Genomic DNA, 12754 nt, shown 5'->3' on the forward strand with positions numbered 1-12754 from the left:
AAAATCGCGCCTGCTCTGGATCATAAAAACGAACTCGATGGGGAAACGAATAAAAGCCGATGCTCCTTTCTTTAGGAGATCGGCTTTTTCGCTGCATTCTCTGCCTTTCCTGAAACCCCGCCCGACACGAGAAACGCCATCGCTTCCGAGCTTTCTACATCGAGCGGCTGAACTTGCTCGCTTGGAAACAGCAAAAGATTCCCCGCAAAATTGTACGACTGCGGAAGATAGACGGCTACATGGTCTTCCAAGCCGTATGCTTCCATGCTTTCCTTTGTGATAAAACCGATCGCTTTCGCACTGCCCTCTTTGGATAGCGTGACCAGGACCGGCTTGTCAAAGCTTTTCTTCTCACCCACGAATGCCCCGATCAAATCCTTGATGGACGTGTAGATCAATTTGATGAAAGGCACTCGCTCAAATACTTTGGATACGAGTGACAGCACCCCTCGCGTCAGCACGTTGGATGCGAGAAAACCGATGACCGTAATGCCTACGATGGTCAGAACAAACCCCACACCAGGGATTCCCAGACCAAGCCAGCTATCTACCGTGACAAAAATCGTATACAAAATATAGATCGTGACGGCCAGCGGAATGACGTACAGCAAGCCCTCCAGGAAATAACGGATAAAACGTCTCATGACTTGGCTCCTTCCCCACAAACTAACCAGAATATTGTACCCTATCTAATCGCTCTTCTGCTATGATGAAGGGAAAAAAGTGAAAGTAGGGAGATTCATGCAAGCACTCGTCTCACCGCAATGGCTGCACGAGCATCTTCACGATGAACACATCGTCATCGTAGACTGCCGTTTCAATCTGAGCCTCGCAGAAGCAGGTTCTGAAAGCTTTGAGCAGGATCATATTCCAGGCGCTCTCTACTTCCATCTAAACCGCGATCTTTCCGGCCCAAAAGCCGAGCATGGCGGTCGCCATCCCCTGCCTGACCCTGAAACGTTTGCTGCGTTCCTCTCTCAAAACGGCATTGATGAACAGACAACCGTAATCGCCTACGACGATCAGGAAATGGCGATGGCCGGTCGACTCTGGTGGCTCCTGCGTTATTTGGGACACGATAAAACCGCTGTTCTCAACGGTGGCTATGCCGCTTGGAAAAACGCAGGCTATGCGGTTACGGCAGAGGTTCGCACACCGACTCCGCGCACCTTCACGCCACATGTACGCTCCGAAATGCTCGTCGATATCCGTGGCGTTCGCGAAAGAAATCCGGAAACCATCCTGCTCGACTCCCGCGCCGGTGAACGCTATCGAGGCGAAGTGGAGCCACTCGACCCGAAAGCAGGCCATATCCCAGGTGCTCGTCATTTCTTCTACAAGGATAACCTTGGTGCGGATATGACCATGCTGCCGGTTGACAAACTGCAGGAGCGAGTCGCATCCTTTGCCGATCAGGATGTCATCGTCTACTGCGGATCCGGTGTGACGGCATGCACGAACCTGCTTGCCCTGCATGCTGCTGGCCGCACAGATGTGAAGCTTTACGCAGGCAGCTGGAGCGATTGGAGCTCCTACGATTTGCCTGTTGCAGTCGGCCCTACTCCAGCTGACGAGATCAAAGAGTGATTCGTGCCTTTCGCCTCCTGCTGCACTTTGGCTACCAGGAGGCTATGTCCTGTCTGTTTCCGGTATTTATCTTCGCGTCACTCGCCTTGTCCAAGTTCGTGACGATACCCGGTCTAGGCAGATACGATCTCTTGCTTATCCTTTGCCTGTTGTTTCAAGTCGTCATGGTGAAAAGCGGTCTGGAGACCAAAGACGAGCTAAAAGTGATTACCGTTTTTCACCTGATCGGCTTGGCATTGGAGATTTTCAAGGTCCATATGGGATCGTGGGGATACCCTGAAGAGGCTTACAGCAAAATATTCGGCGTTCCTTTGTACAGCGGTTTTATGTATGCGAGTGTCGCGAGCTATTTATGTCAGGCTTGGCGCCGTCTGGACGTCTCTCTAACGGCATGGCCTGCTCCTTGGTTAGCTGTTCTACTCGGAGCTGCGATCTATCTCAATTTCTTTGTCCATCACTTCTGGGTGGATATTCGCTGGTACCTGATGGCCGCGATCTTCGTCGTCTTCTGGCGTTCGCGAGTCCATTTTCGCGTCGCGGAGGAGCGGCTGTGGATGCCTCTTCCCCTCGCTTATTTTCTGATCGGGTTCTTCATCTGGATCGCCGAAAATATCGCTACGTTTTTTGGCGCCTGGTACTACCCGAACCAGCGAAACGGCTGGGAAATCGTCCACCTCAGCAAGATCAGCTCGTGGTTTTTGCTGGTCATTGTCAGCTTCATTATCGTGGCCCAGCTCAAGCATGTGAAAAGCCGGATTACGCAAGGCAACCCCAAATCGAAGCAGCGTTAGCCATCGATCTGCATGGCAAAGGCATTCCCCGTCTGACCTGGGAATGCCTTTTCTTTTTCAAGCTGTCCTAACGGGTTACTCCACTGAGAATGAGCCGGTGAATTCCCCCAGCCAAGCATACCCCAGCCGTCACGAAAAAGGCGATGAAATACGAGTGGTGCCAGTTGCCAATCAACCCAGCAATGATGGGACTCAGCACCGCTCCCATGGAGAGGATCGCCGAATAGATGCTAAATACACTGCCGTACAGCTCTCGTGGAGAATGTACGGTAAGCATCGTCGCAAATGCCGGGAACAGCATTCCAAAGCAGGCTCCCAACAAAAACATCATGATCTGGAGTGGGATGGCTACCCCGATCGCCATCGTGTACAGCAGCAGACTCAATACGGCTAGTCCTGCAAACGCACGTTGCTCAATGGATACCTTGTACAACCAGAATTGAACGAGGATTGCCAGCGCTCCCAGCCCTTTCAGGCTGAAGAGAACTCCAGTGACAGCGGGTGAAAGCCCTTGCTTCTGGATCAATAGCGGAACCTCATAAATAATCGTCCCTTGCGCGTAGATGATCGCAAAGCCACCTAGAAATGCGGGATACAACAACCGATTTTCCAGGACATGCGTTAAAGTCCCTTTCCCACCCGGCTTCCTTTTGGCAGCAGCGGCGGAACGGCTTGGCTCAATCAAACTGCCGGGTACCCTTGCTGGCAAAACCAATCCGGCAAATACACCCGCGACCAGCATGATATAGCCCAAGATGATGAAGGATTGACTATAGCCAAATTGGACAGCCAAAAAACTGCCCACCGCAGGCGAAACAATCCCTGCCGACGTTAGCACCAGTCCTTTGTTGCCCATGATTTTTCCTTGCTCGACAGCAGTCTTGCCCGTCTCACCAAGCAAAGCCGAGCAGGCAGGGGAAACGAAAGCCATCAAAAAGCCGAGCATGAGACGAAAGGCAAAAAATCCTCCTGTGTGCTGTACGACCCCTTGGCCAATCAGCATGACCCCTGCTAGCATCAATCCTCCAGAGATGAACCACTTTTTCGGGTATCGATCCAAAAAGGGTCCAGCCAGCAGATTTCCGGTCAGATTGCTGATGGCATATCCCCCCAGAACAAAGCCAATCATGGCTGCTGAGACTCCCAGGATGTTTAAATACGGCGCCAATAGCGGCGTCTGTGCGTGCATGTCAAATGAAACGAGGAACAACACGACAAACAGGAGAACCCTCAAGGCATTCTCCTCCTCTCCTTGGGTGTTACAGACCTTTGTCCCAGTATATGAGGGGAGTCGTCCAAATAGGATAACGGCGTTGGTAGGTGACCAAAAAAAGAAAATATAGAACGATAAAGGAATTTCTGCCAGGCATGTCAAAGACATCAACTTCTGCATTTCTGAAAGGATGTGATCTGTTTGATCGTACTGGAAACCGAACGCCTCTATCTTCGCTACCAGACACTGGACGATGCCCCCTTTATACTCGAGCTGGTAAACGACCCTGCCTGGCTGCAGTTTATCGGCGATCGTGGTGTTCGGACACTCGATGATGCGCGTTCCTATATTGCCAATGGCGCTATCAAATCGTATGAAAGAGACGGATTTGGCTTTTATCTTGTGGAACGCAAAGAAGACCACAACCTGCTAGGCATGTGTGGCCTGGTCAAAAGAGAGGGGCTGGAGGATGTCGATATCGGTTTCGCTTTCCTTCCTGACTATCGCTCCAAAGGCTATGCGTACGAATCCGCATCCGCCGTCATGCAGTACGCGAAGGAAACTCTCGGTCTAACCAGAGTGGTCGCTATTACGACGCAAGACAACCAGTCGTCTGGCCGTTTGCTGGAAAAGCTCGGCCTGCGGTTTGAGCTTCTGATCCAAATGGCGAATGATTCTGAGATGTTGAGGCTGTTCGTCTACGATGCTTCTCATGCCAGCACGACTGACTAGGGAGTATCCTGCTAGGTGATGTGTGCTGGTGGTGAAGCGGATGTGCCTGCCTCGTTTTGTATAAGGGAGCAAGTGAATGGCGGGCAGCTATTTGCATGCGTTCCTCCCTATCTTCGTGAAAAAAAGGGCTCACCTATGCGGTGAGTCCCTTTTCGCCTTCTATGATAGTTTTGCCCTGCCCTTATGACAGAACGGATTTCAAGCCCAGCGAGCTCTCGTGGAACTTGATCGACGAATGCTTATCCATCGCTACCCGCAGCTGGTATTCGCTTTCGAACAGCATGACCGGACGACCGTAGCGATCTGTTACAATCTTGTTTTTGAGTGCGTCGATCGCAGCCTTGTCGCCTTCCAGCCAACGAGCGATCTGGTAAGGCATGCGAGTCAGCATGATGTCGACTCCATACTCAGCTTTGAGACGGTACTCCAATACCTCGAACTGGAGTACCCCGACCACGCCCAGGATCAGCTCTTCCATCGGATGCGTACGGAACAGCTGGACTGTCCCTTCTTCCGTCAGCTGCATGATTCCTTTTTGGAACTGCTTGTGCTTCATCGCATCTTTTACCATGACCTTGGAGAAAAACTCTGGCGAGAAATGCGGCATTTCTTCATACTCGAATGCCTGCCCCACACAGAGCGTATCGCCGATCTGGAAAATGCCCGGGTCAAACAAACCGATCACATCGCCTGCGAATGACTCATCGACAATTTCGCGGTCCTGCGCCATGAACTGCACAGGCTGCGCCAGCTTGATATCTTTGCCCAGACGCACGTGCTTCACAGACATACCGCGTTCGAATTTACCGGAGCAAATGCGCAGGAATGCAATGCGGTCGCGGTGAGCCGGGTTCATGTTTGCCTGGATTTTGAAGATGAAGCCCGAGAACGCATTCGAATACGGATCGATCATTCCGGCGTTGCTTTTCTTAGGCGACGGCGGCGGTGCCATTTGCAGGAAGTTGTCCAGGAAGGTCTGTACCCCGAAGTTGTTGATCGCACTTCCGAAAAAGACAGGAGTCAGCTCTCCTTTTGCAATCAGCTCTTCGTCGTAATCGTCCCCAGCCACATCCAGCAAGGAAACCTCATCTTGCAGCTGCTGCCACAGCTCCTGCCCGACACGATCTCCGATGAGCGGATCTTCTGCTCCTTCTACAGGGAAAAAGGAGATCTCCTCGTGCTGCGTGCCGGTTTGGTACAGCTCTACGCGGGATTTCATCCGGTCGTATACCCCGCTAAAGTAGCTGCCCATTCCGATCGGCCAGTTCATCGGATACGAACGAATCCCCAGCACGCGCTCGATTTCCTCCAGCAGCTCGAAAGGATCCTTCCCGTGACGGTCCAGCTTGTTGACAAAGGTAAAGATCGGGATCCCGCGCATGCGACAGACCTTGAACAGCTTGATCGTCTGTGCCTCGACCCCTTTGGCGACGTCGATAATCATCACGGCCGCGTCGGCAGCCGTCAAAGTCCGATACGTATCTTCACTGAAGTCCTGGTGACCAGGTGTATCCAAAATGTTGATGTGATGCCCTTTGTATTCAAAGTCCATCGCAGAGGACGTCACGGAAATTCCGCGCTTTTTCTCGATCTCCATCCAGTCGGAGGTCGCATGCTTGGAGTTTTTCCGTCCTTTGACCATCCCCGCTTCACGGATGGCTCCGCCGTAATAGAGCAGTTTTTCCGTCATCGTTGTTTTACCCGCATCCGGGTGGGAGATGATGGCAAAGGTGCGTCGTTTCGCTATTTCCTTCTCCCATTGGGGATTGATTTGACTCATCTTCATTCTCCTGTCATGACAAGTAAGTAGCCTCATTCTTTTCCTTACGATTATACCGACATTTTCGTGCTGCATCCACCTAGTATTTTTCCGCAAAACCATTATAATGTGTAGTAGTAAAAATTTTTTGACTGCATTCAAGAAAGTACATACGAAAACGATATCAGGAGGGACCTCATGTCGACCAATCTGGAAGCACGTTCAACCGCTTTTCGAGCGTATGTGAAAAAGCTGTCGAGCTACAATCAGGCTATCGCCGTCCTTCATTGGGACAAGGCAACCCAAGCTCCCCGCAAAGGAATGGAAGCGCGTTCCGAGGTCATTGGTACATTGGCTGGCGAACAGTTCAAGCTAGCGACCTCAAAAGAAATGGAAGAGTTTCTGGAGACGCTGAGTGAGCCCGCAGCTCTAGAAGCTCTTGACGAAGTAACCCGTCACACCGTTCTCGAATGCAAAAAGGAATATGACCGCAACAAGCAAATTCCCGCAGCCACATACCAAGAGTATGTCGTTCTGACTTCACAGGCAGAGACCATCTGGGAAGAAGCACGTGAAAAAGATGATTTCTCTCTGTTCCAGCCTTACCTCGAAAAAATCGTCGACTTCCAGCTTGCGTTCATCGACTACTGGGGTCACGACGGAAAAAACAAGTATAACACACTCCTCGATCTCTACGAACCCGGCATGACCGTCGATCAGCTAGACCCGATCTTCACTACCTTGCGTGAGAAAACGGTGAAGCTGGTGGCCGCGATTGCGGAGTCACCGAATAAGCCTGACACCTCTTCCTTGAAAAGACATTTTCCAGTAGCAGAACAGGAAGCCTTCAGCCGCTTCGTTTTGGAACGCATTGGCTACGACTTCCAAGCAGGTCGCATGGACCGCAGCGCGCATCCTTTCTGTACTTCTTTCAACCCAGGAGATGTGCGCATCACGACCCGCTATGATGCCAACGAGTTCAATACAGCTCTGTTCGGTTCCATCCATGAAGCCGGACACGCCATGTACGAGCAAAATATCAATCCGAGACTGCTGTTTACCCCATTGTGCGATGGTACTTCCATGGGTATTCACGAATCTCAATCCCGCTTCTGGGAAAACATGATCGGCCGCAGCCTGCCTTTCTGGAACGGTTTGTACAGCGATCTGCAAAAAGCATTCCCTGCCCAATTCGACGGGGTCAGTGTAGATGGTTTCTATCGTGCGATCAACGAAGTCACTCCGTCTTTCATCCGTATCGAAGCGGATGAGTTGACGTACAATCTCCACATCATGATTCGTTATGAGATCGAGAAAGGCTTGATCAACGGTACGCTGAAAGTCGCTGATCTGCCTACAATCTGGAACGAAAGAATGCAAGAATACCTGGGGGTTACTCCTCCGACAAATGCACTCGGCGTGCTGCAAGACATCCACTGGTCTGGTGGAAGCTTCGGCTATTTCCCTACGTACTCCCTGGGGAACGTCTATGCTGCTCAGTTTGCCCACGTGATGGAGCAGCAAATCAGTGGCTATCATGACTTGATTGCCAAAGGAGATTTTGCTCCCATCCGCGAGTGGCTGAAAACGAACATTCACCAGTACGGAAAAATGAAGAGCCCTCAAGAGCTTGTTCAAGCCATCACCGGTGAAGGGACCAATGCTACCTACCTGATGGATTATCTGGAGAAGAAGTTCTCTGCCATCTATCAGCTATAAGGAATCCTCGTTGATTAGAAAACTTGGCTCCGCCAAGCTTTGTGACGGAGCCTTAGTTACACTTATACTGGCTAAGAATCTTATAAATTCTTACTGTACATGAAAAAAGCGTTCCTCTTTGGAGGAGCGCTTCTTTTTCGTAGAAACAGGAAGTTGTCTCGCTATCTCTCACAGCTTAGCTGGGAGCTTTTTCAAAGGCAAGCTTGATTCCAAATGCGACGAGTACAAACCCGGAGATCCCCTGTATGGCCCGCTGTGTAGACGGCTTCTTCATCCAGGTGCGAATGTAGTTGATGAACGACACGTAGAGGATGAACCACAGAATCGTAAGTACGGTGTACGTCGCGCCCATCAGCAAGAATTGGAGAAAAGGCTTGGTCCCAGCCGATAAAAATTGCGGAAGAAACGTCAGGAAAAATACCGCCACCTTGGGGTTCAGCAGATTCGTCAGCAGCCCCTGACGAAACGGAGATTTATGCTTGTATTTGCTCTGCTGCTCCTCCTGCTCCGTTCCTTTGTTCTTTTTCAACGCCCAGATGGAGGTAAGGCCGAGGTAAATCAAATACACGGCACCGACGTATTTAAAAACAGAAAACAGGACTGCCGATTTGACCAGGATCGCCGAAAGCCCAAACACCGCCGCCAAAGTATGGAAGACCAAGCCAGTCGTGATGCCGAAGACCGTTTGAAACCCACCCTTTTTTCCGTGCGCAATCGTGTTTTGCGTGGCGAGTCCAGTGTCGGGACCAGGAAGAATAATCAGTAAAATAGACATGACGACGAACAACCAAAAGTTTCCCATCTTCCATTCCTTCCCCTCTGCATGAAAATGATGTGAATCACTTTATCACAAATGGAGAATAGTGAAAATACTTGTTTTGTGATTTCCACGCCGCTAGACTCAGGGCTAAATGGACGAGGTTGCAGGGAGTGTCCATAAACGTTCCTTGCTACATTCTCGCGTCATTCGATAATTCGATAAGAAAACCTCTATCAAGCCCTGTTCGAGGAGGAGCGACCGCGTTTTAGCGGAAAGTTTTACCGAAGTAATGCCAGAAGCGGACGCTGAGGCACTTCGCCATGCGCTCCGAAATTCATAAGCATTACGCTTATAAATTCCTATACGTTAAAAAAGGCAGCCGAATCCCGGCTGCCTTCTTGCATAGTTCTCTGTTTTTACAACTTGTTATATTCCACGTCTGCAACTGGCTCCAACCATTCCGGTGTACCTGCGGTGATGGCAATGTGTTCAAACCAGCTGTCTTTTGTAGCCCCATGCCAGTGTTTTACACCATCATGGGTGACAATAACATCACCGGCCTTTAAAAATTGAGCAGGTTTACCTTCTTCTTGATACCAGCCTTCGCCACCAGTTACTAATAGAAGCTGAAATCCATCACGATGAATATGCCAGTTATTTCTGCATCCTGGTTCAAAGGTCACATTCCCAACGCCAACACTCACTTTAGGATCGGAAATTAATGTTTTAAGATAACTTTGTCCCACAAAATATCGAGCGTATGCTTCATTTTTTTCACCCACTGGGAAAATAACGCCGTTTTTTACTTCTTCATGTTTGATCATTTCGGTACCTCCAATACATAGCATTACGTTTTAGATTCTCTTGCCGATCGCTCGCTCTTGTCCGTTTACTTTCATTTCCCGCTAAATACCGGAAAGAAGCTATGCTCCCCATAATTCTGGATCCGCTCTACATTCTTCAAAGACTCCATATCTGCCTCGCTGATAACAAAATGAAGATCTGCATTAATTCTCATGTGATCTGGATTTGCCGTCTTAGGAATTACGACAAGACCCAGCTGGATATCATAACGTAGGCAAAGCTGAGCAACAGATACGCCATACTGATCAGCTAGTTCTTTAACCTCTGTATGATCAAGGATCGCACCATGTGCAATCGGTGAATATGCCTCTACTAGGATTTCATTCTTCTGGCAGAATTCAATCAGCTCCGAAGGTGTATTGCTTACATGTGCCAATATCTGATTTACCATAGGCTTGATCTCACAGTTTGCAAGAATATTCTCCACGTCATCTTGTAGGAAATTAGAAAGACCGATTGCCTTTACTTTGCCTGCCTTATAAGCATCCTCCATTGCTTTCCATACTTCTTTGTTTTCCTCGAAGTAGCGGCTCTCCTGACGGAACTCCTTCCAAGGCTGCGGGCTGTGGATAATCAGAAGGTCAATGTAATCCAGCCCCATTTTTGCTAATGACTCATCAATGGACTGCATAACTGCATCATAGTTCTTTATTTCTGCAGCAACCTTTGTTGTAATGAAAAGTTCCTCTCTAGCGACACCGCAGGATCGGATCCCTTCACCTACACCAGCTTCATTCATATAAGCCTGAGCCGTATCAATATGGCGATATCCGATAGAAACCGCATCACGCACTGCCTGCGCTGTCTGTTCATCGTCAAGCAGCCAGGTACCAAGACCTAATTTGGGGATTTCTATCCCATTTGCTAATTGGATAGTTTCGTTTAACATATTTTTGTCTCCTCTGCATGAATCTATTTTTTGTTGTCCTTGTGCTGTACGCTAGAGTCTCCAGCGTTTCATGTATCCTTATCAGCTTGAACATTTTGATCTCAGATAAGGGATTCCCTATTCTCTTACATTTCAGGAATGATTTCATTCACACATGCTAGTGCGTTCAGCGTTCTCGGAAATCCTATATAGGGAAGGCAGTGGGTAATCGCCGTAATCAATGTTTCCTTGTTGTTGCCCACATTTACGTTGCCCTGCACATGTGCCTTCACTTGCCCTTCTGCGCCACCCAACGCGCTAATGATACAGAACGTTAGCAGCTCCCTTGTTTTCAAATCGAGGCCGCCGCGTGTATAGAAGTCTCCGAAACAAAAAGCGGATAGATAGTCCTGAAAATGCTTTTGATTGGTCGGGGCATTCTGTCGATTCTTTGCTATGACCTCTCCAAAGATTTCTACCTGCACTGCAAGCCCCTTGTCAAAGCGATTCTCTTCTATGACCTGCTTTTGGCTCTCAAGTGGCAATGCAATATTTCTGGCTTTGAAGACTTCGTTGATCTCCCTGAGGGCATTCAGTGCTTTGGGGAATCCAAGATATGGCGCACATTGATAAATGGCCTCTTTGATTTCCACCGGTGTAAGTCCGACATTCAGCGCAGCATGAACATGCGCCCCTAGTTGCGGCAAGGTTTGGTTTGTGGCAAGCACCACTAGGGTAATAAGCTCACGAATCTTGATATCAAGATCGCCTTGGTAACAAACTTCCCCAAAAATGAATGGGTTCAGGATGTCCTGAAAATCAGGGTCTGTAGCATTTGCTGCTGGCACTCCATTCCCAAATAACTGTTTGTATATTTCTTGGCTCTTTTCCATTCGATTCATCCCTGTGCCTCCTGCTTGTTTCTTTGCGGTAGAGAGACTCCGACGCATTTTTCAAAATTATGGTTACCGTACGGCTTCAGGAACTCCCCAACAATGAACATTGATCGGTTAATCAACTCATGTTTATAATTTTAAAGTAAAAGAAAGTACTTTCAATGTTCAATACCTCGCAATATGTAGAGTAATCAACACTCCATCCATAATTGTTGATGAATGAGAAGGGTGACAAGTAGAATGACCAAAGCAGATAGAAGAGTACTCAAATCTCAAGCTGCAATCAAGAAAGCAATTCTTGAACTAATGATGGAAAAAAATTTTGATGACATTACGATTCGGGATATTTCCGACAAGGCTAATGTTCATCGCGGCACCATTTATCTCCACTACATGGATAAATATGACTTGCTTGATAAGATAATTGAGGAACACATCAGCCGTCTCCGTGAACTTTGCCATTCTGCATCGGAAATGACTTTCAAAGAAGGAAACTATGTTTGGTTCGAATACTTTGCGGAAAATCATTTGTTCTTTTCAACAATGCTGAATACGAAAAGTGCAGCATATTTCCGTAATCGATTCCTAGATTTGGTCATTGAGGAGTATAGGGCTGAAGTAGGCATAACCGAGGGGAAAAATCAAGGGATACAGGAAGAGGTCTTTCTTCAATTTTTTGGGGCAGCTATCGTGGGTGCAGTGGAGTGGTGGTTCAAGAACGGAATGCCTCTCTCGCCTCGTGACATGGCCGAACAAACAGGGATATTGCTAGATAGGAATTTTTAATGTCTATTCTCACTAGTTAATACTAAAAAAAAGCAATGACTAAAAATTTCTTCTATCTGAACAAAATCCGCATTCACTGAATCAGGGGAATATTGACTGGGAAACTGCGATCAGGAAGAAAGCCCATCTACTTACTCCCTTGTTCAATAAGTACCCCGCTTGGCGAATGACCCTATACAATTTCATTAAAATAAATGGAAACCATTGCTTTCATCCCATTCAACTGTCATGCTTAAGTAAAATAAGAGACAACGTGTTCTCGACAAAGAATGTGCAGGTGATTGAAATGCTTACCGTAAAAACTTCCTCCCTCAGTAATGGCGATCTCAATCGGGGGGTATTTGCCACACAAGATATTCGCAAAGGCGAACTGATTCACGAAGCACCCGTTCTCCCCTATCCCAATGCGGAGCATGAGCATATTGAGAAAACCATGATTGCCGACTACGCTTTTGAATATGGGGCTAACCACACTTGTATCCTTCTGGGCTACGGCATGCTGTTCAATCACTCCTATGAGCCGAATGCTGTATACGAAATCAATTTTGACAACCACACCTTTGATTTCTACGCCTATACGGACATCAAGGCGGGAGAAGAAGTACTGATCAACTACAACGGCGATGTCGATAACAAAGACCCTCTCTGGTTCTACGAAGAGGAGTAATCGTTTGCCGCATCCCTAAATTTTCGTACGAAATTTATGCTGGCCGTTCGTTGCGACGGCCTTTTTTTATTGGACATTAACGGGTTGGCTCCAAACGATCTCCCCTTCCCTT

The 12754-nt window shown here is 48.4% G+C and carries 13 protein-coding genes; 6 read left to right on the plus strand and 7 right to left on the minus strand.

What is annotated here, in order from left to right; genetic code table 11:
* Positions 1 to 71: 71 nt before the first annotated feature.
* A complete protein-coding gene (locus EDM59_RS08980) occupies positions 72 to 644 on the minus strand; it encodes a DUF502 domain-containing protein (RefSeq protein ID WP_122923239.1) in 573 nt (190 codons plus the stop codon).
* 97 nt (positions 645 to 741) lie between these two features.
* Between EDM59_RS08980 and EDM59_RS08985 the strand changes: the two genes are divergently transcribed.
* Together EDM59_RS08985 and EDM59_RS08990 are read left to right on the plus strand one after the other, a co-directional pair.
* Positions 742 to 1587 (plus strand): sulfurtransferase, encoded by an 846-nt coding sequence (locus tag EDM59_RS08985; RefSeq protein WP_122923240.1) that lies wholly within the window; start codon positions 742 to 744, stop codon positions 1585 to 1587.
* Positions 1584 to 2378 (plus strand): DUF817 domain-containing protein, encoded by a 795-nt coding sequence (locus EDM59_RS08990; RefSeq protein ID WP_122923241.1) that lies wholly within the window; start codon positions 1584 to 1586, stop codon positions 2376 to 2378. The genes EDM59_RS08985 and EDM59_RS08990 overlap by 4 nt, the downstream gene beginning before the upstream one ends.
* 67 nt (positions 2379 to 2445) lie before the next feature.
* Here EDM59_RS08990 and EDM59_RS08995 read toward each other — a convergent pair whose 3' ends face one another.
* Entirely contained in the window at positions 2446 to 3612 is a 1167-nt protein-coding gene (locus EDM59_RS08995; protein WP_122923242.1) for an MFS transporter, read from the minus strand.
* A gap of 180 nt (positions 3613 to 3792) precedes the next feature.
* On the opposite strand from EDM59_RS08995, the gene EDM59_RS09000 reads away from it, so the two are divergent.
* The gene (locus tag EDM59_RS09000) at positions 3793 to 4323 is read left to right on the plus strand and encodes a GNAT family N-acetyltransferase (protein ID WP_122923243.1); all 531 of its coding nucleotides are present in this window, start codon (positions 3793 to 3795) and stop codon (positions 4321 to 4323) included.
* Between the two features lie 181 nt (positions 4324 to 4504).
* Here EDM59_RS09000 and EDM59_RS09005 read toward each other — a convergent pair whose 3' ends face one another.
* Complete coding sequence (locus EDM59_RS09005) at positions 4505 to 6103, minus strand: peptide chain release factor 3 (protein ID WP_122923244.1); 1599 nt, start codon at positions 6101 to 6103, stop codon at positions 4505 to 4507.
* A 177-nt stretch (positions 6104 to 6280) separates the two neighbouring features.
* On the opposite strand from EDM59_RS09005, the gene EDM59_RS09010 reads away from it, so the two are divergent.
* Positions 6281 to 7801: a carboxypeptidase M32 gene (locus tag EDM59_RS09010; protein ID WP_122923245.1), complete on the plus strand. Its 1521-nt coding sequence runs from the start codon at positions 6281 to 6283 to the stop codon at positions 7799 to 7801.
* A gap of 175 nt (positions 7802 to 7976) precedes the next feature.
* On the opposite strand, the gene EDM59_RS09015 is transcribed toward EDM59_RS09010, so the two are convergent.
* From EDM59_RS09015 to EDM59_RS09030, 4 genes are all read right to left on the minus strand, one after another.
* Complete coding sequence (locus EDM59_RS09015) at positions 7977 to 8603, minus strand: LysE family translocator (protein WP_122923246.1); 627 nt, start codon at positions 8601 to 8603, stop codon at positions 7977 to 7979.
* 374 nt (positions 8604 to 8977) lie between these two features.
* On the minus strand, positions 8978 to 9385 hold the full coding sequence (locus EDM59_RS09020) for a cupin domain-containing protein (RefSeq protein WP_122923247.1): 408 nt from the start codon (positions 9383 to 9385) through the stop codon (positions 8978 to 8980).
* 71 nt (positions 9386 to 9456) lie between these two features.
* Positions 9457 to 10314, minus strand: coding sequence for an aldo/keto reductase (locus tag EDM59_RS09025; RefSeq protein WP_122923248.1), 858 nt, complete (start codon positions 10312 to 10314; stop codon positions 9457 to 9459).
* A 125-nt stretch (positions 10315 to 10439) separates the two neighbouring features.
* On the minus strand, positions 10440 to 11195 hold the full coding sequence (locus tag EDM59_RS09030; protein ID WP_122923249.1) for a carboxymuconolactone decarboxylase family protein: 756 nt from the start codon (positions 11193 to 11195) through the stop codon (positions 10440 to 10442).
* 234 nt (positions 11196 to 11429) lie between these two features.
* On the opposite strand from EDM59_RS09030, the gene EDM59_RS09035 reads away from it, so the two are divergent.
* The gene (locus EDM59_RS09035; protein WP_122923250.1) at positions 11430 to 11975 is read left to right on the plus strand and encodes a TetR/AcrR family transcriptional regulator; all 546 of its coding nucleotides are present in this window, start codon (positions 11430 to 11432) and stop codon (positions 11973 to 11975) included.
* Positions 11976 to 12261: 286 nt separating this feature from the next.
* Positions 12262 to 12642 (plus strand): SET domain-containing protein, encoded by a 381-nt coding sequence (locus tag EDM59_RS09040; RefSeq protein ID WP_092268209.1) that lies wholly within the window; start codon positions 12262 to 12264, stop codon positions 12640 to 12642.
* Positions 12643 to 12754 lie beyond the last annotated feature (112 nt).

The organism is Brevibacillus nitrificans (assembly GCF_003710965.1).
Classification (GTDB): domain Bacteria; phylum Bacillota; class Bacilli; order Brevibacillales; family Brevibacillaceae; genus Brevibacillus; species Brevibacillus centrosporus.